The following is a 22,764-nucleotide window of genomic DNA, read 5'->3' as shown; positions in this document are numbered from 1 at the left end:
GGCTCCCGGGTTTGTTACGGTCTTGGGGGGAATGAATGTCGGCCCGAAAAAAAATTTAAGGAATTGAGTGCATAGAGTTGCCAAACGCCGTTAAAAGCATTAAAGTTTGCGCCCTCAAATGAGCGACGAGATTGCTGATTTGAAACAGTTTATTGGAGAGGTGGCCGAGTGGCTGAAGGCGCACGCCTGGAAAGTGTGTATACGTTAATAGCGTATCGAGGGTTCGAATCCCTCCCTCTCCGCCAATATAAAACCCCAGCAGAAATGCTGGGGTTTTTTGTTGCCTGACGGATAAAGGTAAAAATGCTTGCGGGCAACGTCTTGGTGCCTGAAAGCAGAAAGCCCCGGCAAGGCCGGGGCTTTCCTGTCTGACGGGGCGACCGATCAGAAGTTGTACTGGGCGGCAAACATCAGGCGATTTGCATCACCTTCGTCACCGCTCACTTTCTTGACCTCAAAGCGGCCGTATTCGACACCCAGAGTGACGCTCTTCAGCGGACTCCACTTATAGGTAATAAAGGCGTTGGTGTTGCGCTCGTGCTTGTCTGCAACATCAAGACCGTCTTCTTTAGCGTCGTCCCAGTCCATTGACGTCAGTCCATACACCACGCTCAGCGCGCCCGGGCCGACATTCAGTGTCGCGCCCAGGTTGGCGCTGTAACCCTCGATGGTCTCAACGGAATCGCCGTTCAGGTAGGCATCCTCGCCGTAGTAGTTGGTGCCTGAACGCCACAGGTAACCGTTGGCGCCATCGGTGTAGTTGACGTTACCCTGAATGCTCAGATCGTCGGTCAGCTGGTACTTGGCTGCCCCAAAGACCGCGAATCCCAGCGCAGAATCGTCGGTGTTGCCATCATCGTAACCAACTTCCTGAAGCAGGGCGGCGGTAGAGTATTTCAGAGCGCCCGCCTTGGATTCATAGCGTGCAGTCAGCGTTGGCAGGCCGTTTTTGGAGGACTCGTCCAGGATCTTGGATTTCGGGTCTTCTACCGCAACGGAAAAATTGCCGGTGGTATAACGAACCTGTGCAGTCCGGTTGTACAGTCCTGCGTTACCGGCGACTCCATCCATCTCCAGGACCGACGTGTTGCCCACGAAGCTGTTGTAGTTGGACCAGGTGCGGCCAAGAATCCAGTTTTTGTACTGGCCGTAGGCGTGACGAAGGCGCAGCTGGCCTCCGTTTGAGCCACCGCGGAAATCGCCTTCTACGTTGATTTTCAAGCCGTTGGAAAGCTTGGTGGTGATGCCAAGGCGGGATTGAACAGCATCGGCCCCAAAATAGCCACTGGCTTCGCTGTCTTCGGCTGCGCCGGTGTTGATCTGGCTGAAGTCGCCGGATCGTGTTCCGGTGTTTTTGCTGATGTCTTCGTCAATGTCGTAAGACGCGTTCAGGCGTGCATAGCCATAGATGTCGACAGTGGCGTCATCCGTTTTGAATTCAATCGCTGAGGCCGGGTTGGCCAGGCCCATCATTAACGCGCCGGACAGTGCTGTGATTGAGAGGGAAAGTTTGTTCTTTGTCATCGCTATTGCCTTTTCCGTGTTGTTTTTGCTGTTGTACAGGGGTCACGCCAGGGAAATAGGGCGACCCGACGCCGGGTGTTACCCGCGCCGGGAAGCTATCAATGACAAACTATTCGCACAATTATCTAATTTGGATAATTAATATGCCTGTATTGTATGGCTTTGAGGGCTACTCTTCGGAGAGTCCGAAGTTGATCGGTGTGCTCAGGCTATCAAGGCTGCCTTCATTAAACAGTGGGCGGCCTTTCCAGATTCCCTGCTCAACCTGTAGCGTGACCTGGTGCATCACTGTCTCGGCCAGCTTTAGTGTGGCCAGCGTGGGGGGGAGGTCTTTCGGAGTGACGATGGAGAGTGAGCGAAAGAGTTCCGGGCTGGTAATGGGGACGGCGACCACTTCACGACGCTCCAGCATTTCGTGGACAGAGGCATAGGAAAGCACGGTGTACCCCAGCCCGCGCCGGACCAGGTCGGTCATCAGCGGCCAGGCGTTAACCTCCAGAGCCAGCCGTAATTTTTGCTGAAGCTTCATTGCCTCTCGCTCCATTAACTCCCGGAGCCCGTGTTTTTCTTCCGGCATAATCAGCGGCAGATCCAGCACCTCACTCAGGGTCACGCTGTCACGGCTGGCAACTTCGCTGCCTGGATTGGCAATCAGATAAAATCGTTCCTCAATAAGAGGGGTGTATTGCAGGTGTTTTTGCTTGCCGTAGCTGTAGGTGATCGCAAGGTCGACTCGATGCTGGGCAACGAGTTGCTGCAATGTGCCACTCATCGCCGATTTCACGGCGAGTGACACCTGTGGATAGGACCGCCGGAACTCTTCAATTACTCCCCCGGAAAAACTGTAGGCAGCGGTTGGCAGTATCCCAAGCACCACCTGGCCCGTTACCTCACCGGCAATGGCCGAGACCGAGGCCTGGGTGCGCTCAAGATCCTGCAGTATGGCCTGTGCCTTCTCATACAGGAGTTCGCCAGCTGGCGTCAGGACCACGCCGCGACCATGGCGGACAAAAACGTCTACGTTCAGAGCTTCTTCCATCAGTCGAATCTGCCGGCTCAAAGCTGGCTGGGCAATGAAAAGTTTCTCTGACGCGCGACTGAAGCTGCCGGTATTGGCGATGGTCAGAAAGGTGTTCAGCTGGCGGAAATCAATCTTGATCTGGAGTGCCATGGCGGCCTTCTGGGTGTTTGGATTGGGTGGTTTGCTGAATTATACAAGAATTAGATGGCTCGTATATAAAGCATATAATAGTGGTATTTTTTGCCCGGTGGTAAGGTGCCTCTCATCGTAAAAGGCATTGATGAGGCTTGCACCGTGAGTGACGTGAACCTGCTGGCAGAAAACGAAGGACTGAGTGGATTCAGGGACGTCCTTGGGTTTTCCCTGACCGAGTGGAAGGAGGGGCAGGTGGTGATTGAAGCGCCTGTCTCTGGGCGGCATATGAATCGTAATGGATTTGTGCACGGAGGCGTTGTCAGCTCGTTACTGGACAGCGCGGCTGGGCTGGCTGGTACGTTTTGCCCGGTTCCCGGGCATATTCGGCGCTGCAGCACCATTTCGTTGAACACCCAGTTCATGGCGCCTGTTCAAAGCGGCGTTATGATCGCCACCGCACGCCAGCTCAGCCGCGGAAGAAAGATCTTTTTCGTCGAAGCGTCGGTAACGTGCAATGGCATATTGGTTGCGACCGCTCAGGGATCGTTTCGATACATTTTCGGCGGCGAGCACGAACAGGGCGTTCCCGTCCAATGAAATCGATTCAGTTGAAGATGCGGGCTTATGACTGACGGCTCCTTACTCGCCTCGCTGCGCTCGGTTCTCGGGTATGCGGCCCTGGCGTCGGCGGCTTCGGTGTTCTTGCCAGGGCATGCCCAGGTAACGGCTGTTCTGGCCATCCTGGTCATTTTCATGGGGTGGGGGACATTAAGGCCGATTGCCAGAGTCATTGGGTCACTGGTCTTGTTTGTCCTGATTCTGGCATGGCTGTTTGATGCCCAGGTGCTGATAAGTGCCTTTGGCGGTATGTCTGCCATTACCGGGCTGGTTCTCTCTGTCATGTTTTTGTCCGCCGTGCTTGGCAGATCGCAGGATCTGGAGGTGATTTCACGAAGCCTTTTCCGGGGCCGGTCAATGGGTCGGTATCTCGGGCTCAGTGTCGGAACCAGCACTCTGTCTGTGCCTCTGAATTTCGGCTCAATTGGTCTGGTTGCTCCCATGATCGGTACTCAGATTCGGGATGGGGGAGAGTCCGTCGCGACCCGGAACGCCGCCCGGGCTGTGATTCGCGGGTTTGGTGCGTCACCCATGGGGTCGCCACTTTCGGTTGCCGTGGTCATGACTGTAACTCTGCTTCCGGGCCTGGAAAGCTGGAGCCTGCTGGCCTGGAGCGTGCCATTCGCGTTGGCGTATCTCTTTGCAGGCGCCTGTTTCCGGGAAAATGAACACACCGGACATACCGGGTCTTTCGCTCCGGTAAACGCGCCGGAAGACCGGGCGCAGGTTGTTGGATCGTGGCTTCGGTTTTTGGGGCTGGCCGTGCTGATCTCATTATCGGCATTTACGCTCAACGCCAGGTTTGGCTTCCGGTATTCGCAAGCGGTCACTGTCAGCTGTCTGGCGGTCGCCGTCCTGATTCTGCTGAAGCGGCGACTGGGGCGTGCGGGCACCACACTGCCATCCATGGCCAATGTCTCGAATGAGCTGGCCATTATGGGCGGAGCGTCATTTCTGGGGGGAGCCCTGGCGGCTACCGCGATGAATTCGCTGGGTAGTGATTTTTCCCTGCCCGGGGCGGCCTATCCGGTGATCGCACTGTGTGTTCCCTGGCTGTTCTATCTGGGGGGGACAGTGGGAGTAAACCCAATCGTCTCCGCAACAGTGGTCGGCGGTATTCTGGGGCCTGTCTGGCCCCCGGAAGCGTTTGTAGGTCTGGGCCTGGCGATGGTAACCGGGTGGGGCATTACCATTGCCGGAACACCATACTCTGCCAATGCACTTCTACTAGAACGGTTCACCGGATACGGCGCTCGCCGCGCAGCTTATGGCTGGAACCTGCAGTATTCAATGCTTTTTCTCGGACTAAGCGGTTGCCTTTGTGCAGCCCTGGTTTACAGCGCGCTTTGATAGCGTGGTTTTCATACGTTGGTAAGAACATGGGAGGCCGGAATGGCACTTGATCAAGAAACCCTGAATCAGTTTGTCGACAGTGTGCGTCGTTATGTTCGGGATCGATTGGTCCCTCTGGAGATGCAGGTGGCAGAGGAAGACCAGATTCCGGATGACGTCATTGAAGAGCTGAAAGAGCTGGGGCTGTTTGGCATTTCCATTCCTGAAGAATTTGGCGGTCTTGGTCTGAATATGGCCGAAGAGGCGGCCATTATTCAGGAGATGGGCTATACCTCGCCGGTCTTTCGTTCCATGTTTGGTACCAACGTAGGGATTGGCTCCCAAGGCATCATTATTGATGGGACAGAGGAGCAAAAGGCCCGCTACCTTCCAAAGCTTGCTACAGGTGAACTTATTGGTTCCTTCGCACTGACCGAAGCGGACGCTGGATCAGATGCGGGATCCGTGATGACGTCAGCTCGGCGCGAAGGCGACGATTACATTATTAATGGTGCGAAGCGCTTCATCACCAATGCACCCAGGGCGGGTGTTTTTACCGTGATGGCTCGGACTGGCTCTAAAGAAGAGGGCGGGCGCGGCGTTTCTGCATTTCTGGTAGATGCCGACTTGCCGGGAATCAGCCTGGGCAAGCCCGACAAGAAAATGGGTCAGAAAGGCGCGCATACCTGTGATGTCATGTTCGACAATGTCAGGGTGCCAGCTTCCGCCCTGATCGGCGGAAAAGAAGGGCAAGGTTTCAAGACGGCCATGAAAGTACTGGACCGTGGGCGACTGCACATCAGTGCGCTGAGTGTTGGTACGGCAAAGCGTCTGATTGATGAGAGCCTGGCCTATTCATCACAGCGAAAGCAGTTCGGAACAGAAATCGCGAACTTCCAGCTCGTTCAGGCCATGCTGGCAGACAGCCAGACGGAATACTATGCCGGTAAGTGCATGGTTGAAGAAACCGCCCGCTCCTACGATGCAGGGCAGCCAGTGTCTATGAATGCCGCAAGCTGCAAGCTGTTTTGTACAGAAATGGTGGGACGTGTGGCCGACCGGGCCGTGCAGATCCACGGGGGCGCGGGTTACATCAGCGAATACTGTGTTGAGCGTTTTTATCGGGATGTCCGGTTATTCCGTCTCTATGAGGGTACATCACAGATCCAGCAGTTGGTAATTGCCAAGCAAATGCTGCGTAAGGCATCGGGTTCACTATGAGTCGCGAGTTCGCTATGTCCGGTCCTTTAGCTGGTATTCGTGTGCTGGATCTGTCTCGCGTGATGGCGGGTCCCTGGTGTACTCAGATTCTCGCGGATCTTGGGGCGGAGGTTATCAAAATTGAGCGTCCGGGGCTGGGAGATGACACGCGGCATTGGGGCCCACCGTGGCTAAAAGACAAGGATGGGAATGCTACCCGGCAGTCTGCCTATTATCTGTCAGCTAACCGGGGCAAGCACTCAGTTACCGTTGATCTGGGACAGCCCGAGGGTCAGAAACTGATCAGGGAGCTTGCGGTCGAATGTGATGTTCTCGTAGAGAACTTCAAGACCGGAGGCCTCGCAAAGAAGGGGCTTGGGTACGATGCCCTTTCTGAAATTAATCCCGGTCTGATTTACTGTTCCGTCACAGGGTTTGGGCACACAGGGCCGATGGCCAGCGATGCCGGTTATGACTATCTGATCCAGGCGCAATCCGGGCTGATGAGCATTACTGGTGTGGCCGATGGTCAGCCAGGGGCCGGCCCCCAGAGAGTGGGCATGGCTGTGGCTGACCTGACCACGGGTATGAATTCGGTCATCGCCATTCTTTCTGCCTTGCATCACCGGTCGAAAACCGGTGATGGCCAGCACATTGACATGGCCTTGCTGGACGTACAGGTCAGCTGGCTTGCCAACCAGGCGCTGAACTACTTCTGCAGCGGAAACGTGCCGGGGCGCACCGGGGAGTACCACCCCAATCTGGCGCCTTATCAACCGTTCCCGACGAAGGACGGTCAGGTCATCCTTGCGGTTGGGAATGATGGGCAGTTCCAGCGATTGTGTCAGGCAATGGGGTGTCCGGAGCTGGCAGAAGACCAGCGGTTTTCAACGAACCCTCAGCGCGTCCTCCATCGGCCGGAGTTGGTCGGCAAACTGTGTGAAATTATGCGCACACGCACCAGCCGAGACTGGATGGATACTTTGGTGAAGGTCCATGTGCCTTGCGGGCCAATCCAGAACATCGCGGAAGTCTTCGAGGATCCTCAGGTTCTTGCGCGTGAGATGAAGCTTGAGCTCGAGCATCCGGTATTGGGCAAGGTGCCGGGCATCGCTAACCCGATCAAGTTCTCCAGAACGCCGCAGAACTATCAGAAGGCTCCCCCCCTGCTGGGGGAAGACACCGATGCGGTACTCACGCGGGTATTAGGGAAAAGTGCCGAAGATATTCAGAAACTACGATCCACCGGCATTCTCTGATGCTGCTGGTCCCTTTTTCTCCAGGGCCGCTGCTCGCTTTATGAAAGTGGGCTTTGGCTCTTTTTTCCAGGGAGACAGATTTCTATGTTGGTGAAATACGAACGTATCGATGAACTTGGTGTTATTACCATCAGTAACCCCCCGGTTAACGCGCTTTCCCACGGCGTCCGGAGCGGTATTCTTGAGGCTGTAACGCAGGCGCAGGCCGATGATTCGAAGGCGATAGTCATCCTGTGTGAAGGGCGGACCTTTGTGGCGGGTGCGGACATCAGCGAATTTGGAAAGCCAATCCAGGAGCCGTCCCTGCCGCAGGTTAACGCCGCGATTGAAGCGTCAGTCAAGCCGGTGATTGCTGCGATTCATGGTACGGCGCTCGGTGGTGGGTTTGAACTGACGCTGAGCTGCCACTATCGCTGTGCGGTGCCGTCTGCATTTGTTGGCCTGCCGGAGGTCACTCTCGGGTTGTTGCCGGGCGCTGGCGGGACGCAGCGTGTGCCCCGATTGATCGGTGTAAAGGCTGCGCTGGACATGATGACCAGTGGTGAAAAAGTGCCGGCCGACCGCGCCAGGGATCTTGGGTTGATTGACCGGGTGCTTGAGGGTGACCTGCCCGAGGCCGCGTTAGATTACGCCCGGGATTGCGTGGCTGGGGGCCTGGGTGTCCGCAGAATTCGCGATATGCAAATCCCCGTTGACAGCGGTGATGAGCAGACACTGGACGCGTATCGCAAACAGCTGAGTAAAAGGAAGCGTGGCCAGGAGGCGCCTCAACGTATTGTCGATTGCGTCGAAACCGCACTGAACAAGCCGTTTGATGAGGGGCTTGCCTTTGAGCGTGCGCAGTTCGTGGAATGTACCCAGTCCGGTCAGTCGGCTGCACTCCGTCACCTGTTTTTTGCAGAGCGTCAGGCGCTTAAGGTACGCAACTTAAACCCGGACGCTTCCGCCCGCGAGATATCCCGGGTGGGTATTATCGGCGCTGGGACCATGGGGGGCGGTATTGCCATGGCCTTTGCCAATGCCGGTATTCCGGTCACGCTGCTGGAACTGAATCAGGACGGGCTAGACCGGGGGCTTGCGTTAATTGCCAAGAATTATGGTCGCACTGTTACCCGAGGCAAGTTGTCAGCCAGTGAGGCTTCGTCACGACAGGCTCTGATTACTGGAAGCACGAACTACGAAGACCTTGGCGCGGTTGATCTGGTTATCGAGGCCGTTTTTGAGAGCATGGACGTAAAGAAACAGGTGTTCAGGCGTCTCGATGAAGTATGTCGCACCGGGGCTATTCTGGCGACAAATACCTCTTACCTGGATGTAAATGAAATCGCGGCGGCAACTTCCCGGCCTGAAGATGTGGTTGGTCTTCATTTCTTCAGCCCGGCGAACATCATGCGGTTGCTGGAAGTGGTTCAGGCAGAGCACACGGCTGATGATGTCATTGTAACGGCGATGGCGTTGGGCAAGCGCATCCGGAAAGTGCCGGTGCTGGCTGGCGTCTGTTACGGATTTATCGGTAACCGTATGCTGAGGCAATACGCCAAAGAGGCGCAGTTGTGCATGATCGAAGGCGCAGCGCCTGATCAGATTGACGGTGCCCTGACGGATTTCGGGATGGCCATGGGTCCCCTCGCGGTAGGGGATCTGGCTGGGTTGGATATTGGCTATAAGGCCAGGCAGGCGCTGACGGATGAACAGAAAGGGGATCCCCGCACCTACTGCATTGCAGATGCATTGGTTGAAATGGGGCGCCTGGGGCAAAAGACGGGGGCGGGATACTACCGCTATAATCCGGAAACCCGGGCCCGGTCGTTTGATCCCGAAGTGCTGGAGGTCATCAGGTGTGAGGCCGAGAGGCACGGAGTTGTGCAGCGCACGCTTAATAATGAGGAAATCCTGGACCGCCATATTCTGGCTCTGGTTAACGAGGGCTTCCGCATTCTGGAGGAGGGCATCGCCCAGCGGCCGGGCGACATCGATCTGGTGTATGTGCACGGTTACGGTTTCCCATCCTATCGGGGTGGGCCTATGTTCTATGCCAGCCAACGCGGGTTGGATGTGGTCTGTCAGCGCCTGGAGGCCCTGGCTGATCAATCCGGGGAGCGCTACTGGGAACCGGCACCGCTTCTGAAACAGCTGGTGGATCAGGGGCAGTCCCTGGACGACTGGATGAACAACCAGCGCTGAGGGCTGGACCTGTGGTCACAGCGGGGCGACAAGAAGGCCCCGCTTTCCCTTTTTCACTGACTTGCATAGCCGTAGTGGGGCTGTCATCATCCCGCACCGAAAAATGACCGATTATCGAACGGTCAACGGTTGCGTACCAATTTCAAAGGGATGGATTCGGTGAGTCGCGAGAATGAGGGTAATGTGGCTGCAGACAAAGAGTTCCTGACGACGTTTGCGCGTGGGCTGGATGTCATACGTTCGTTCGACACTGACACGCCGTCAATGTCGCTTTCCGCCGTGGCTGAAAAGAACAATCTGTCCAGGGCATCGGCTCGCCGTTTTCTCCTGACGCTGCAGAAACTTGGCTACGTCTCTCAGGACGACAAGAAGTTCAGACTGACCGCCAAGGTTCTGGAGCTGGGTTATTCGTTTCTTGCCTCTCTGGATTTTTCCGAGACGATCACACCTTTTATGGAAGAGGTGTCTTACCAGTTGGGTGAATCCTGCTCTGCACTTGTACTTGATGGTGTAGATATCGTGTATGTGGCGCGGATTCCCAGACGAGGGCTGATTCCGATTAACCTCCAGATTGGGGCACGGTTGCCGGCGTACGCGACCTCCGGGGGGCGGGTATTGCTTGCATACCTGCCAGCCCAGGAGCTGGAACAGGTGATCCAGGATACCCATTTCGAAAAGCTGACAGCCTATACGAAGGGGCCTGAGTCACTTAGGGCCGAGCTGGAACAGATTCGAAGGAATGGTTATGCCATTGTGGATCAGGAGCTGGAACTCGGTATGAGGGCGTTGGCTGTTCCGGTTCTCGACCGCAGGGGCAGGGCGCGGTTTGCTCTCAACTCCAGTAGTCACGTCAGTACGGTGTCGGTTGATCGTATTGTCGAGGAGTATGTTCCGATCATGCAGAGCGCCGCTCGGAAAATTACCGAAGTCTTACCCTGACAGGGCCCTCTTTCTCCTTCCTGAAACGCTTCTGACGATTTTTCCAGGCTGTGGTCAGTAACTGGCCTCAGCTATGCCTCCTCGTGGCAATCTTCCCATCGCCCTGCCTTTATTTGAACCACTTCACATTTGGTTGTTCCAAACCCTCAATGGGTGCCGGAGTTATTTGGGGCAAAAAAATCTTGCACCGCACTTATGAATATGTGAGATTACTCCCGCGAACAATAATCGAACATAAGTTCGATATGCGAACAACGACATGACTAACGAGGACAATCATAAAAATGATGAGTTCAAAAATAGGGTTCCGTTTGAAGCGTAGTGCACTCTGCGTCGTGACAGCTGTATCCATGGCCTGTGGTGGTGTCGCACAGGCCGACGAGTGGCCGGATGACAACATCCGTCTGGTGGTGCCGTACTCTGCGGGTGGGACGACAGATCTGTTGTCCAGAAAAGTTGCTGATCTTCTGCAGCGTGAGCTGACCACCGTGGTGGTTGAAAACCGTCCTGGTGCCGGCTCAACGGTTGCGACCGGACAGCTTGCTCGTGGCGGTCGTGGTTCAGACCACATGCTGCTGATGGCATCCCCCGGGCACACCATTGGTGCTTCACTCTACCCGAATCTTCGTTACGATCCGGTGGCAGACTTTGCCTTTATCCGGAACGTTATCAATATCCCCAACGTGATGGTTGTGCCGGGCAACAGCCCTTACAACACGGTGGCTGAATTTGTTGAGGCGGCTCGTGCCAAGCAGTTGTCGTTCAGCTCGCCCGGGATCGGCAGCTCCGTACATATGTCCGGTGAACTGTTCAAAAACCTGACCCAGACCCAGCTGATTCATGTGCCCTTCCGAGGCTCGGGTGAGGCGCTGCCTGCGCTGCTGGCGGGTGATGTCGACGTCGCGTTTGAAAACATGCCAACGGTCTATCCCCATATTCAGTCTGGTAAACTCAAAGCATTGGCTGTAACAACTCCGCAGGAGTCTGAGTTTCTGCCGGATGTACCTTCCATGCAGCAAGCAGGCGCCGGTTATGGCCTGGAAAACTATGAAACCTCTGCCTGGTTTGGCCTGATCGCCCACAAGTCGTTCCCGGAAGCCGGTCTTGAGAAACTGGAATCTGCACTGGCAAAGATTATGTCCGGAGAAGATTTCCAGAACTTCCTGCCACAGTTCGGTGCGGTTGCAGGTGAGGAAGTCGGAGATGACTTCCGTACGATGGTGGATAACGAAGTGGCAAAGTGGTCTGAGGTCGCTGAACAGGCAAACCTGAAACGCTGAGCAACTTAGCCGTCACAGGCGGGACAGAGCCTAAGGCCGTCCCGCCTTTTTCTTTGAGGCTGATCTGCATAGAGGTCAATCATGGAAATATCAGAAGTTCAATCCAGCAAGGCTGCTAGCGACCATTACGGTCTTCTGAACCCGAACTCCGTGCTTGGAGGGGTGTTCTTTGTACTTTCGATGGTGTTTCTTTTCTTCATCATCCCGAACTACATTAATCTGCCGCCCTACATGCAGCATCCATTGCTATCGCCGCAATTTCTTCCTCAGCTGGCGGGTTGGTTGGTGCTCATTCTGGCCTTTGTGCTGATGGTCAGCGGGTTGTTCAATCCCCCAAAGCGGGAGGAAGCGGACGAGCTTCGCCGGGGTGTACCTGTGCTTCGTCAGGTCCTGATGCTCGCGGCGGGCGCCATTTATGCCATGTTTTTCGAGCAGTTTGGTGCTATTGGCAGCGGCATTTTCGCGAGTGTGTTGCTGTTCCTGGCCAGCGGGCTCCGGAGTGTCTGGATTTACGCGTTGGCTGTCGTTTTTCCCGTGGTTGTCTCGCTCCTCTTTATTCATGTCCTGAATGTGCCTCTGCCAACAGGAACACTTTGGGAAGCTCTCTTTCAGCTGTGAGGGCTGTGCGCCGGATGACTTAGCCATCCGGAGGCAGCGGAAAGGTATTTGTCTGAGATCAGACAGAACGCTCTTGGGTTAGTAACGATGGATAATTTTTCAGAAGTCCTGACACTCTTTCTGAGTGTTGATAATTTTCTTGCCATTGCGGCAGGTGTGCTGATCGGCGTCGTGGTTGGCGCGATCCCCGGGCTGACGGCAACCATGGCGGTTGCACTGGCATTGCCGTTTACTTTTTCAATGGAGCCGGTTACGGCGATTTTGTTGCTGGTTGGTATCTATAAAGGTGGCATGTACGGCGGCTCTATTACCGCGATCCTGATCCGGACGCCCGGTTCGCCGGCTTCTGCCTGCACACTGCTTGATGGTTATCCGATGGCACAACAGGGGCATGCAAAAAAAGCCCTGAAGACAGCGTTGTATTCCTCCGTTGTCGCGGATCTTATCTCAAATATTGCACTGATTTTCTTCGCGGCTTACCTGGCCAAGATCGCACTGAACTTTGGTCCGCCTGAGTATTTCTGGCTGATCTGCTTCTCCCTCACGATTATTGTTTCCGTATCAGGAAACTCGGCTATCAAAGGGCTGATTGCTGCCGGACTGGGTATCATCATTTCGACCATTGGTCTGGACGCGGTGTACGGAACCCAGCGCCTGACTTTCGACAACTACAACCTGATGGATCGGGTATCTTTCATTCCGCTTCTGATTGGTCTGTTTGCGATTCCGGAAGTGATTGATTTCTACACATCGAAAGTTGCGCCGCATATCCGGACGGCCGTTTCCGGTGCCTCTCTGACCTGGAAGGAATTCAAAGGGTCGTTGAAAACCGTCATCCGGGGTAGTGTGATCGGGGTTATTATTGGTGCGATTCCCGGAACCGGTGCAACCTCGGCCGCTTTCATCTCATACAGTGAAGCAAAGCGTACGTCACCAAGAAAAGCCAATTTTGGTAAAGGCGAAGTGGAAGGGGTTGCTGCCGCGGAAGCCGGAAACAACGGTGTTGCTGGTGCAACGCTGATACCGCTGCTTTCTCTGGGTATCCCGGGCGACGTGATTACCGCGATTATTCTGGGTGCGTTCATGATTCACGGCCTTACACCGGGCCCTGTTCTGTTCCAGGAAAACCTTCCGCTGGTGTACGCTCTGTTCTGCGGCATCCTGGTCAGCTCATTTGTTCTGGTGTTCGTTGGAAACGCGGCCATCCGGTACTTCTCGCTGATTGCGGACATCCCGAAAACCATTCTTCTGCCCATTGTTCTGATGTTCTGTATTTATGGTGCGTATGCGGTAAACAACAGTACGTTCGACATTGGCCTTATGCTGGCGTTCGGTATCCTTGGCTTCGTGTTTAACCGGACTGGCGTGGCAGCCGCTCCTTTCCTGATTGGTTTCATCCTTGGCCCCATGTTTGAAGACAACCTTCGGCGCACGTTGCTGATCAGTAAAGGCGATCCGACCATCTTCTTCCGTGGCCCGATTGCGTGGGTGTTTATCACTCTGACTGTTGCCTCCCTGGTATTCGCGTTCCGGCGGTACTGGGTGTCACGTAAGGAGCAGCAGGCCGAAGCCTGATGTTCTCAAGGTCTCCGGCACCTCAGTCATTCACTGAGGCGCCGGAGCCTGAGGCGTGCCCATCGGCCTCTGGCGGGCACGTTCCTGCCTTCCCGGACACGCGCTTTCCTTTCTCCTCCGTATTAACCCCTACCTGCCGCGACCCTTCCCGGTAAAACTGACATCAATCAATCCCTGAAGGCTCCAAAGCACTACATTGGGTCTCAAGCAAAGGACATGACACACCATCCTGAACAGGGGATTCCGTATGAAAAAACAGAAACTTGCGCTGTGTATTGCTGTTGCCGGTTTGGCCTCGGGGCCTGTATTCGCTCAGAACGTCGTTGAGGTGCCGGAGCTGGACGTTGATTTCTATGGCCATATCAACCTGGCGGTCATGCACGCAGACACCGGTGAAGGGTCCGAGCAGTACATCGTGGACAACGATTATGCGTCAAGCCGGGTTGGCGCGAAAATCAGTACCGATTTGCAGGATGTCGGCTTGAAGGTTGGGGCGCACGTAGAGTTTGAATACCAGCATAATCCATCAAATCTGGTGACCCCGGACGACCGCTCAATCAAGGGTGAGTGGAACGAGCGCCATATTAACCTGTTCGCGGCGGGGCGTTACGGCAAGATCTCGGTAGGGCAGGGTTCCGGTGCAGCCGATGGTGCAACGGAAGCCGATTTGTCAGGCACCAAAGTGGCTTCATTCCCGGATTTGGCGCTGGTGGGTGGTGCGTTGAGGTTTGTGGACGATTCCGACGTCGGGCCAACCCTGTTTTCTTCGATCCGAAACCAGGATTTTGAGGCCCGTTATGATCGCCTGCGTTACGATGCCCCGGCCTGGGGTCCGGTGACGCTGTCAGTGAGCCAGGGCTATAAGGACGACATGGATATCACCGAGGTTGCGGCAAGGTATAACATGCACCTTGAGGGGCTCGGTAAGCTGTCTGCAGCGATCGGATACTCCACCAAAGACGTTGGCGGGGCGGCTGGCGATTTTGAAACGCTGGGGGGCTCCTTGTCCTGGTTGCACGACACCGGCATTAACATGACGGTCGTCTATTCCAACGCGGAGAACGACGCGGGCCGGGACTCGGATTTCAACATGTTCAAGGTTGGCTATAAAACCGGGAAGCACGCGTTTACGGTCCACCGGGCCGAGGGCAAGGACTTCGATCCGACCTATGTTGACAGTGCGGGCATGAAGCAGACCGTCATGGGTTCTGATGTTGAAATCTACGGGGCGGCTTATGTGTACCAGCCGGTCAAGCGTTTGGATGTGTACGTTGCCTATAACAACTTCGCTCTGGATGCAGACCGGGGTGATTATGAAGACGTTAACGTTGCGATGATTGGCAGTCGGCTGAAGTTCTAGGCCTACCCTCCGATATCACCGGGCTGGCGTTTCAGGCCAGCCCGGCTGACTGCAGTATAAACACCCCGATGGTGATGGTTACGCTGGCCAGCAAGGTCGTAAGCGCGATGATGTTGGCGGCCAGCCGGTCGTTACCGCCGATCGCCTTGACCATGACAAAACTTGCGGCTGCCGTTGGGCTGGCGAAGAAAAGAAACATCAGCCCCAGCTCCCGGCCTTCAAACCCCGCCATCCAGGCGACCAGGGTGCACGCCGCCGGTAGTGAGATCATTTTCCATACAGATGACCCCACCGCAGGACCACTGTCCTTTTTTATTGCTTTCGAGGAAACGGTGGCGCCAATGCATAACAGAGCCAGGGGTAGGGTAAGAGAGGCAAAGTAATCACCGCTTGTCATGACCCAGCCTGGCAGCCGGAGCTCCAGAGCCGCAAACGGTATGGCCACGACAACGGCAATGATCAACGGATTTCTGGCAATGTCTCTCAGAGTGGTTGCCAGGTTCATGGTTTTTCCAGGTTGGTAGGCGAGTAAGACAATAACCGAAAGAGAGTTGTAGGTGACAATCACAACGCCTAGCAGCAGACCTCCCGCAGACAGGCCATAGTCTCCATAAAGATTGGCGGCCAGGGCCAGGCCCACGATACCGCAATTTCCCCTGAATGCCCCCTGTACATACACTCCCCGGTCTTCAGAATGTACCCGTTTCACTGCCCACATCCAGACTGCAGCAAAGCTCGCCAGGGTGGCAAGAAAGTAAAACCCGAGCACGTCTACATTGAGGGTTGTGTCCAGATCGGCTCTGATGATACTCAGAAAGACCAGGGTAGGCAGCGTGGCCTTGAAGACCAGCGCTGAGGCGGTTGCAACGAAGCCCTGGTCGATCCATCCGATGCGCCGGAGACCGAGGCCGATAAAGACCATGGCGAAGACGGGCAGGGTGGTTTCCAGAGTATGGAGGAAGGTTCCGAGCAGGCTGGTCAATGGATTGTCCTGAAGCCGGTAAACTCGTTGGTAGGAGTTTCCTCATGAACAGACACCCCGTCGACGACAGCCTCTTTGGGGCCTGCCAGGCACCAGGTTCTGAGGGCATCGAGCTGTGGAAGCTCACCTTCCGCAAGAATCTCGACCCGGCCATCGGGTAGATTTCTGACCCAGCCTGTCAGGCCCAGGCGACGGGCAGTCTGTTCGGTTGACGCTCTGTAATACACGCCCTGAACTTTTCCGTTAACCAATAGGTGCCAGCGACGATTTGCCATAGCGTCTCCTTGCCCGTTTACCTGTGATCGAAACCAAAAAGGCCTCCGCTAGGGAGGCCTGTTCTTCACATTATAACGATTGTCAGTCGAATGTTCTCGGACGGATGGAATCCGGCTTCAGGAAGGGTTTTTCCCCGGTGTTGTCGTGATCACCCAGAATCTCCCCGTCTTTTTCCCGGGCCTGGCCGTACAGCGAGTGCTTATGGAACGTTGGCCCGAACTTCTCCAGTGTTTCCTTGATGTCACCGGTGTAACGAGGGTCCTGCGGACGCTCCTGGCTGTCCATGTAGAACGCAATGTCCCAGGCTTCCTGGTCTGTCAGGGAATTAGGCTGGCCCAGCGGCATGTTGTTCTTGATAAAGCCGGCAGCGGTGAACAGGCGAACAATGCCTGCTCCCCAGTTGTTGGACATATCGCCCCAAGTGGCCGGGAAGACGGTCTGGTTGTCGACACGAAGACCTGAGCCATCTTCGGAGTGGCAGATGGCGCAGTTCTCTTCGTACAGCTTCTGGCCATTGTCATAGCTCAGTTCAGCCGGGCGCTCGGGGGCGGGAAATCCGCGGCCATAGACCGGCTGCTTCGGATACATCTCCACCCCCGTGGCCAGCCACTGATGGTAGGCGGACAGCGCCAGCATATTATCGCTGCCATACTCCAGCGGTTTTCCGTTCATGGAATAGGTGAAGCAGCCCGCGATGCGCTCTTCCAGGTTATTCACGTGGCCGTTCTTGCCCCGGTAGCCCGGCAACGTCACCGCCGCCGGCCAGATGGGTGCACTGAATGGCATTCTCCCTTCACCAAGGTGACAGCTAGAGCAGTTCATGTTGTTGAACACGTACTCGCCACGGAGTTGCTGAGTGTTGGTGAACAGGTCGTAGCCCTTGCGAATGACTTTCTTCAGTTCCGGGTGAATATCGGCTGCCTCAAGATCCGCCATAGTAGGGGGAATATGAACCAGCTGGTTTTCCTTCGGAGCCGGCAGCCCCATGGACGTCAGTTGGTCGATGTACGCCTGGGTTGTGGCGTCGTAGTCAGCGCCGTGGGCCGAGAAGGCGAAGGTTCCGGAGAGGGCGATAGTAAGCAGTTTGCGAATCATGGTGTCAGTCCTCTCAGTTATTGCCCGGCTTCTGGCTGGCAAGCCATACAGCCACGGCGTGTATGTCATCATCGCTCATGCGGCGGGCGATAGACCCCATCAGGTCTTGTGGGTCGTTCTTGCGAGCGCCGGTTTTCCAGGCCTTGAGCTGAGCTTCAATGTAACCCGCATGCTGGCCGGCAATCCCCGGGAAAGCTTCGCCGGCACCGCGGTTGCCCGGCCCGTGACAGCTTTTGCACGAGACAATGTACTTGGACCAATCGCCCTGTTCGGCCAACTGCTGGCCTCGTTTCAGCGTTGCAGGATCCGCGTTTTCCCCACCCTTGCCAGCGGTTGGTTCAAGCTGGCTGTAATAGGCCGCAACGTCTGCGGTTTTCTGGTCGTCCAGCATGGAGGCGAAGGGCGCCATAGTGGGGCTAAGTCGGGTGCCCTGTTTGATGTCCCGAATCTGCTTGGCAAAGTACTCGGCGTTCATGCCCGCAAGACCGGGCCACGATTCACCCCCTTCAAGGTTCATGCCACTGCCATCGGGCTGATGGCAGGCAACGCACAGGTTCGCGACTTCTTTACCTCTGCTGGCATCGCCGGCAGGAGCCGACACAGCCATGCCTGCATAGGTAACCAGTCCGAGTGCGGCTAGCGTAACTGGAAGTTTTTTCACGGTAGACAGCCTCTCTCTTTATCATCAAAAGCACTTTTAGTGCTTCAGGTTATTTAGATATAGCTTGATATAATCGGCGGATTCTCGCTTGACGAAGGTCAAGATTGCAATGGAACCCCTCCGAAAGGTGAAGAGGGTGATGCAAGTGGCTGAGTTTTGGTTTACTGTCATGACCAAAGAATGGCGACAAAGAGCCATCTGCTAACGAATGGACAGGGATATTTATGGCGACCGTTAACCCATCGCAGGAAGAGTTAAGGCAAATTCTCGACGACATCCCCAGTGACCAGCCTGTTGTGATGTTGAATCTGCTTCGATTCCGGGACCGTGCAGTCTACAAGGATGACAGTGACGCATGTTCAGGAAGGGACGCTTATGAACGTTATATGCGGGAAGCTGCACGAAGTGTGTCGGCCGTTGGTGCTGAAGTCATCTGGTCTGGCAGGAGTGTGGGCTCTCTGATCGCCCCTCCGGATGAATCCTGGGATCAGGTCCTGTTGGTGCGCTACCCTTCGATCAACGCCTTTCTGGCGATGATCGAGAGTGCAGAATATAAGGGAGTGGAGAAGCACCGTACCGCAGCGCTGGAAGATTCCCGCCTGGTGGCGAATGTTGAGGACGCCTCCTGATCAGAGTGCGCCCTGCAACAGACCGGTCTGTTGAATAGCCATGTAGGTGATCGTTCCTGCCGCAATGGAGAGCAAGGCATTGCGGCGCCACAAATGGATAGCGATCACCAGAAAGGCCGGTATCAGAGCATCTGCGCCAGGCAGTTGCCCCTGCCAACCCGATGAGCGCTGCAGAAATACGGTTGCCAGCAGCGCCATGACGGCCGCAGGCAGAAAGCGGCCGATGTGTTTGACGAGTGGGTGGTCCGTGTGTTTCTCGAAAAACAGGAACGGCACCACACGGGTAGCGAAGGTGGCCAGGGCAGACACGGCAATAAATGCTGCCAGATAATAGCTCTCAACCACGGCTAACGTCTCCTGCTAATACGTTACTTCGGTGCTTTCTGTAATGGATAAGCAGCACGGTGGTGACGATAACAATACCGGCTACCAGCTGATGTGTGGCTGGTACCAGCATAATTGCCAGCCCTGCCGCTGCAGCTCCCGCCCAGACCGGAAACGAATCGCCGAGCGCCTTGAGTTGCTCAATCGTCAGCACAATAAACAGGGCCACCAGAGCAAACTCAATTCCGGTGCTGTTGAACGCCACTGCTTCTCCGAGTACCGCTCCGAGGGTGCATCCTGCAATCCAGTAGAGCTGGTTCAAAACGGTAATGCGAAAGTCGAGATGTTGCTCCTGGGATCGATTGTCGGAGCGGGGGCGACTGGTCAGCAGAGAGTAGGTCTCATCCGTCAGGCCGAAGATAAGATAGGCCTTGCGCCAGCCCGCGCCGCGAAACTGCCCCAGCAAAGACAGCCCATAGAAGAGATGCCGTGCATTCAGAACAAGCATGGCTATGGCGACTTCCAGAAGCCCGGCGTTGGCCGCTAGAAGGCTAACCGCCAGAATCTGGCCGGCGCCTGCATAGATGACCAGCCCCATCAGAGGGGCGACCCACCACGCGTAGTCGAGTTGAGTGGCAAATAGAACGCCAAATGCCATACCCAATGGGATGTAGCCAAAGAGAATGGGAAGGGTCAGTTTGAAAGCTTTGTGATTCATTAGGATCCGACGGGAAATTAAAAAGGGATGATAGTGAATTGAGCGCAGGTTTTGAAGGACGGGCACCGTAGATCTGAAAAACGTGATAATGTGTCTCCATTGGCGGGGGTTCTTGTCGGGCTCATAAAACCGTAACATACAGCGACTGACTGGAGGTTTTATGAGTAACGACGCAGTTCAGCCATCCGAAGCAGACCCCCGGGAAGAAAAATTTGTGGTTGACTCAGGCCTGCTGACGGAGGATCAGTTGGAGGGGTTAGCTGAAGAGTACTGCACCCGATACCATGGCCTGAATGAGACAGAGCACCCTCTGGCAGAGCGGGGCCGGGTTATTGAGGCAGTTCGCCGGGGAGAATTGGTGGTCTGGTTTGATCCGGTGGAGAATACTGCCGGGCTGGGTGCGCCTTCCAACTCTGGAGTGTGGCCGGGGCAGGAGATCATATAGGATTTTCCCGCTCTGGCTATCGGCTGGCCCTGCGAACCGTTACAATCGGCCTGTTTTCCCCATACCTGACGGCGAGGTGAGTTTTGATCAGGGTATTGGTTGTTGACGACCATGAGCTCGTGCGCTCCGGTATCACTCGCATGCTGGCTGACAATCCCGACATCGAGGTGATTGGCCAGGCTTCTTCTGGTGAAGAGGCAATTGACTGTGTGCGAGAGAACCGTCCGGATATTGTCCTGATGGATATTCGCATGCCGGGTATTGGTGGCCTGGAGGCAACCCGCCGCATCCTGCGAATTGACGACTCCATCCGCGTTATTGTGGTGACTGCCTGCGCGGATGATCCTTATCCGGCCAGAGTGATGCAGAGTGGCGCCACCGCTTATATCACCAAGGGGGCCGACATCCAGGAAATGGTGCGGGCCATTCGAAAGGCGCATTCCGGACAGCGTTATATCAGCCCTGAAATTGCCCAGAAGATGGCTCTCAAGCAGTTGGGTGGAGAGCGAGAAGACGACGGGGAATTGTCGCTGTTCGAGCGTCTGTCTGAGCGTGAAATGCAGATTGCCATGATGGTGGTCGATTGCCAGAAGGTGCAGGACATTTCTGACAAACTGTGCCTTAGTCCGAAAACCGTGAATAGCTATCGGTACCGGATTTTTGAAAAGCTGGAGATTTCCAGTGATGTGGAACTGGCCCTGATGGCAGTAAGGCTTGGATTGCTGGATGCCGACAAGGTCTGATTCCGAGCCTTCTTCCGGTAAGTTCGACAGCCAGAGCTTCCTGAAACAACTCACCGAGCGGCCTGGTGTTTATCGCATGTACGATGAGCCCGGGGAAATTCTGTACGTGGGCAAAGCTCGCAATCTTCGTAAGCGGGTGAGCAGCTATTTCCGCAAGACGGGCCTGGCACCGAAAACCGAAGCCCTGGTTGCCCGGATAGCGACCATTGAGGTGACGATCACAGGCAGCGAAACCGAAGCTCTGTTGCTTGAGCAGAACCTGATCAAGTCACTGAGGCCGCCCTACAATATTCTGCTGCGGGACGATAAGTCGTACCCGTACATCTACCTGTCATCCCACTCGGATTATCCGTCTCTAACATTCCGGCGAGGACGCACCAAGAAGGGCGGCGGCACCTGGTTTGGTCCGTTTCCGAGCTCTGGCGCGGTGAAGGAAAGTCTTAATATTCTACAAAAGGTTTTCCGCATAAGATCTTGTAGTGAAAGCTATTTCCGAAACAGAAACCGGCCTTGCCTTCAGTATCAGATCCATCGATGTACCGCTCCTTGTGTGGGGTACATAAGTCCCGAGGCGTATCTGGAAGACATTCGCCATGCCACTATGTTTCTGGAAGGCAGGAATCCGGCCATTCTCCAGGATCTGATGAATTCTATGGAAACGGCGGCACGTAGCCTCGAGTTTGAAAAGGCGGCCGCATATCGTGACCAGATCAATAACCTGCGGCATGTGCAGGAACAGCAGTCGGTTGATGGGGAGGGGGGCGATGCAGATGTGATTGCCATTGCTCAGGACGCTGGTGTGGTCTGCGTGGTTGTTATTGTTGTTCGTGGTGGCCGGGTGCTGGGCACCAAGGACTATTTCCCCCGGTATTCCCTGGAACAGACAGAAGGCGAATTGCTGGCGTCCTTCCTCGGCCAGTATTATTTCGGTGGGGATACCCGCCGGGAAATTCCCAGGGATATTCTGGTGCCTGTTCCCGTTGAGGGGCAGGAGTTGCTCTCCGATGCATTATCAGAAGCGGCCCGGCGCGAAACCCGGGTTCGCGGAAACGTCAGAGGCGAGCGTCGGCGTTGGCTGGAGCTCGCCATGACCAACGCCCGGCAGACGCTCCTGACGCATCTTGCCAGTAAGGAAACGGTGTATCGCCGGTTGCTGGCGTTACGCGACTTGCTGGAGTTGCCCGAAACGCCATCGCGTATGGAATGCTTTGATATCAGCCACAGCCATGGGGAAAATACCGTCGCATCCTGCGTCGTTTTCGACGAGAATGGGCCCCTGAAGAGCGACTACCGTCTCTACAACATTGAGGGCGTGACGGCTGGCGACGATTATGCCGCCATGAAACAGGTGCTGACCCGCCGCTACCGACGGGTGGTCGGCGGTGATGGAAAACGGCCAGACCTTGTTTTCATTGATGGTGGCAAAGGGCAACTGAATGTGGCCAGGGAAGTCTTTGAGGCGCTCGGGATTTCCGATATTCCCTTGATCGGGGTTGCTAAGGGAGTTACGCGCCGCGCCGGAATGGAGCAGCTCATCGATGCGCTGACCGGAGCGGTTTTCAGGGTTCCGGCGGATTCGCCGGCCCTGCATCTGATTCAGCACATTCGGGATGAGTCCCATCGTTTCGCCATCACGGGGCATCGGGCAAGACGTGACAAAAAGCGTCGGCAGTCGACTCTGGAAGGCATTGAGGGTGTCGGCCCAAAGCGCCGGCGCGAGCTGATCCGTTATTTCGGCGGTATTCAGGAATTACGAAAAGCCAGCATTGATGAGATGGCCAAAGTTCAGGGCATCAGCAAGTCGTTGGCCGAGACCATTTACGCAGCATTGCACGATCAATAGGAT

22 protein-coding genes and 1 tRNA gene are annotated in these 22,764 nt (G+C 55.6%); 15 read left to right on the top strand and 8 right to left on the bottom strand.

The features are described from left to right. The first annotated feature begins 154 nt into the window (after positions 1-154). Positions 155-245 (top strand) — tRNA-Ser (locus K325_RS0107320). Positions 246-384: 139 nt separating this feature from the next. Here the strand turns inward: K325_RS0107320 and K325_RS0107315 are convergent. Both K325_RS0107315 and K325_RS0107310 read right to left on the bottom strand, forming a co-directional pair. Then, positions 385-1,524 carry a DcaP family trimeric outer membrane transporter gene (locus K325_RS0107315; protein WP_029653616.1) on the bottom strand — a complete coding sequence of 380 codons (1,140 nt, stop codon included), beginning with the start codon at positions 1,522-1,524 and terminating at the stop codon, positions 385-387. Between the two features lie 169 nt (positions 1,525-1,693). Next, positions 1,694-2,695: a LysR family transcriptional regulator gene (locus K325_RS0107310; protein WP_029653615.1), complete on the bottom strand. Its 1,002-nt coding sequence runs from the start codon at positions 2,693-2,695 to the stop codon at positions 1,694-1,696. A gap of 105 nt (positions 2,696-2,800) precedes the next feature. On the opposite strand from K325_RS0107310, the gene K325_RS0107305 reads away from it, so the two are divergent. From K325_RS0107305 to K325_RS0107260, 10 genes are all read left to right on the top strand, one after another. After that, positions 2,801-3,277: a PaaI family thioesterase gene (locus K325_RS0107305; RefSeq protein WP_228128410.1), complete on the top strand. Its 477-nt coding sequence runs from the start codon at positions 2,801-2,803 to the stop codon at positions 3,275-3,277. 27 nt (positions 3,278-3,304) lie between these two features. After that, positions 3,305-4,648 (top strand): hypothetical protein, encoded by a 1,344-nt coding sequence (locus tag K325_RS0107300; RefSeq protein ID WP_029653613.1) that lies wholly within the window; start codon positions 3,305-3,307, stop codon positions 4,646-4,648. Between the two features lie 42 nt (positions 4,649-4,690). Further along, positions 4,691-5,851, top strand: a complete 1,161-nt coding sequence (locus K325_RS0107295) for an acyl-CoA dehydrogenase family protein (protein ID WP_029653612.1) — start codon at positions 4,691-4,693, stop codon at positions 5,849-5,851. Between the two features lie 14 nt (positions 5,852-5,865). Beyond that, positions 5,866-7,089, top strand: a complete 1,224-nt coding sequence (locus K325_RS0107290; protein ID WP_029653611.1) for a CaiB/BaiF CoA transferase family protein — start codon at positions 5,866-5,868, stop codon at positions 7,087-7,089. A 78-nt stretch (positions 7,090-7,167) separates the two neighbouring features. Beyond that, positions 7,168-9,273, top strand: coding sequence for a 3-hydroxyacyl-CoA dehydrogenase NAD-binding domain-containing protein (locus K325_RS0107285; RefSeq protein WP_228128432.1), 2,106 nt, complete (start codon positions 7,168-7,170; stop codon positions 9,271-9,273). Between the two features lie 150 nt (positions 9,274-9,423). Continuing rightward, positions 9,424-10,212 (top strand): IclR family transcriptional regulator domain-containing protein, encoded by a 789-nt coding sequence (locus tag K325_RS0107280; RefSeq protein ID WP_029653609.1) that lies wholly within the window; start codon positions 9,424-9,426, stop codon positions 10,210-10,212. Between the two features lie 284 nt (positions 10,213-10,496). Continuing rightward, positions 10,497-11,492, top strand: coding sequence for a Bug family tripartite tricarboxylate transporter substrate binding protein (locus K325_RS0107275; protein ID WP_228128409.1), 996 nt, complete (start codon positions 10,497-10,499; stop codon positions 11,490-11,492). An 81-nt stretch (positions 11,493-11,573) separates the two neighbouring features. Continuing rightward, complete coding sequence (locus K325_RS0107270) at positions 11,574-12,110, top strand: tripartite tricarboxylate transporter TctB family protein (protein WP_051146593.1); 537 nt, start codon at positions 11,574-11,576, stop codon at positions 12,108-12,110. 48 nt (positions 12,111-12,158) lie between these two features. Further along, positions 12,159-13,685, top strand: coding sequence for a tripartite tricarboxylate transporter permease (locus K325_RS0107265; RefSeq protein ID WP_228128408.1), 1,527 nt, complete (start codon positions 12,159-12,161; stop codon positions 13,683-13,685). Positions 13,686-13,932: 247 nt separating this feature from the next. Further along, positions 13,933-15,045, top strand: coding sequence for a porin (locus K325_RS0107260; RefSeq protein ID WP_029653605.1), 1,113 nt, complete (start codon positions 13,933-13,935; stop codon positions 15,043-15,045). Positions 15,046-15,076: 31 nt separating this feature from the next. Here the strand turns inward: K325_RS0107260 and K325_RS0107255 are convergent, their stop codons facing one another. The 4 genes from K325_RS0107255 to K325_RS0107240 form a co-directional block, all read right to left on the bottom strand. After that, positions 15,077-16,018, bottom strand: coding sequence for an AEC family transporter (locus tag K325_RS0107255; RefSeq protein WP_228128431.1), 942 nt, complete (start codon positions 16,016-16,018; stop codon positions 15,077-15,079). Positions 16,019-16,023: 5 nt separating this feature from the next. After that, the gene (locus K325_RS0107250; RefSeq protein WP_029653603.1) at positions 16,024-16,302 is read right to left on the bottom strand and encodes an acylphosphatase; all 279 of its coding nucleotides are present in this window, start codon (positions 16,300-16,302) and stop codon (positions 16,024-16,026) included. A gap of 82 nt (positions 16,303-16,384) precedes the next feature. Further along, a complete protein-coding gene (locus K325_RS0107245) occupies positions 16,385-17,398 on the bottom strand; it encodes a c-type cytochrome (protein ID WP_029653602.1) in 1,014 nt (337 codons plus the stop codon). Between the two features lie 13 nt (positions 17,399-17,411). Further along, the gene (locus K325_RS0107240; RefSeq protein ID WP_029653601.1) at positions 17,412-18,059 is read right to left on the bottom strand and encodes a c-type cytochrome; all 648 of its coding nucleotides are present in this window, start codon (positions 18,057-18,059) and stop codon (positions 17,412-17,414) included. Positions 18,060-18,283: 224 nt separating this feature from the next. Between K325_RS0107240 and K325_RS0107235 the strand changes: the two genes are divergently transcribed. After that, the gene (locus K325_RS0107235; RefSeq protein WP_029653600.1) at positions 18,284-18,688 is read left to right on the top strand and encodes a DUF1330 domain-containing protein; all 405 of its coding nucleotides are present in this window, start codon (positions 18,284-18,286) and stop codon (positions 18,686-18,688) included. On the opposite strand, the gene K325_RS0107230 is transcribed toward K325_RS0107235, so the two are convergent. Together K325_RS0107230 and K325_RS0107225 are read right to left on the bottom strand one after the other, a co-directional pair. Then, entirely contained in the window at positions 18,689-19,033 is a 345-nt protein-coding gene (locus K325_RS0107230; RefSeq protein ID WP_029653599.1) for a branched-chain amino acid transporter permease, read from the bottom strand. It abuts the gene before it with no gap. Continuing rightward, complete coding sequence (locus tag K325_RS0107225) at positions 19,026-19,730, bottom strand: AzlC family ABC transporter permease (protein ID WP_029653598.1); 705 nt, start codon at positions 19,728-19,730, stop codon at positions 19,026-19,028. The genes K325_RS0107230 and K325_RS0107225 overlap by 8 nt, the downstream gene beginning before the upstream one ends. Positions 19,731-19,890: 160 nt before the next feature. Here K325_RS0107225 and K325_RS0107220 point away from each other — a divergent pair, with 160 nt between their 5' ends. The 3 genes from K325_RS0107220 to uvrC all read left to right on the top strand — a co-directional run bounded on the left by K325_RS0107220 (position 19,891) and on the right by uvrC (position 22,761). After that, on the top strand, positions 19,891-20,175 hold the full coding sequence (locus tag K325_RS0107220) for a YheU family protein (RefSeq protein ID WP_029653597.1): 285 nt from the start codon (positions 19,891-19,893) through the stop codon (positions 20,173-20,175). Positions 20,176-20,258: 83 nt separating this feature from the next. After that, a complete protein-coding gene (uvrY, locus tag K325_RS0107215) occupies positions 20,259-20,918 on the top strand; it encodes a UvrY/SirA/GacA family response regulator transcription factor (RefSeq protein ID WP_029653596.1) in 660 nt (219 codons plus the stop codon). Continuing rightward, a complete protein-coding gene (uvrC, locus tag K325_RS0107210; RefSeq protein ID WP_029653595.1) occupies positions 20,902-22,761 on the top strand; it encodes an excinuclease ABC subunit UvrC in 1,860 nt (619 codons plus the stop codon). Before uvrY ends, uvrC begins: the two co-directional genes overlap by 17 nt. Positions 22,762-22,764: the final 3 nt, after the last annotated feature.

It is taken from the genome of Marinobacter daepoensis DSM 16072 (assembly GCF_000421165.1).
Taxonomy (GTDB): domain Bacteria; phylum Pseudomonadota; class Gammaproteobacteria; order Pseudomonadales; family Oleiphilaceae; genus Marinobacter; species Marinobacter daepoensis.
The sequence above is the reverse complement of the archived record's forward strand: the minus strand, read 5'-3'. Positions and strand labels throughout refer to the sequence as shown.

Coding starts and splice junctions, on each gene's coding strand:
- K325_RS0107315 (WP_029653616.1), bottom strand. CDS start 1,524: ATGACAAAGAACAAACTTTCCCTCTCAATCACAGCACTGTCCGGCGCG.
- K325_RS0107310 (WP_029653615.1), bottom strand. CDS start 2,695: ATGGCACTCCAGATCAAGATTGATTTCCGCCAGCTGAACACCTTTCTG.
- K325_RS0107300 (WP_029653613.1), top strand. CDS start 3,305: ATGACTGACGGCTCCTTACTCGCCTCGCTGCGCTCGGTTCTCGGGTAT.
- K325_RS0107295 (WP_029653612.1), top strand. CDS start 4,691: ATGGCACTTGATCAAGAAACCCTGAATCAGTTTGTCGACAGTGTGCGT.
- K325_RS0107290 (WP_029653611.1), top strand. CDS start 5,866: ATGTCCGGTCCTTTAGCTGGTATTCGTGTGCTGGATCTGTCTCGCGTG.
- K325_RS0107280 (WP_029653609.1), top strand. CDS start 9,424: ATGGATTCGGTGAGTCGCGAGAATGAGGGTAATGTGGCTGCAGACAAA.
- K325_RS0107275 (WP_228128409.1), top strand. CDS start 10,497: ATGATGAGTTCAAAAATAGGGTTCCGTTTGAAGCGTAGTGCACTCTGC.
- K325_RS0107270 (WP_051146593.1), top strand. CDS start 11,574: ATGGAAATATCAGAAGTTCAATCCAGCAAGGCTGCTAGCGACCATTAC.
- K325_RS0107260 (WP_029653605.1), top strand. CDS start 13,933: ATGAAAAAACAGAAACTTGCGCTGTGTATTGCTGTTGCCGGTTTGGCC.
- K325_RS0107250 (WP_029653603.1), bottom strand. CDS start 16,302: ATGGCAAATCGTCGCTGGCACCTATTGGTTAACGGAAAAGTTCAGGGC.
- K325_RS0107245 (WP_029653602.1), bottom strand. CDS start 17,398: ATGATTCGCAAACTGCTTACTATCGCCCTCTCCGGAACCTTCGCCTTC.
- K325_RS0107235 (WP_029653600.1), top strand. CDS start 18,284: ATGGCGACCGTTAACCCATCGCAGGAAGAGTTAAGGCAAATTCTCGAC.
- K325_RS0107225 (WP_029653598.1), bottom strand. CDS start 19,730: ATGAATCACAAAGCTTTCAAACTGACCCTTCCCATTCTCTTTGGCTAC.
- K325_RS0107220 (WP_029653597.1), top strand. CDS start 19,891: ATGAGTAACGACGCAGTTCAGCCATCCGAAGCAGACCCCCGGGAAGAA.
- uvrC (WP_029653595.1), top strand. CDS start 20,902: ATGCCGACAAGGTCTGATTCCGAGCCTTCTTCCGGTAAGTTCGACAGC.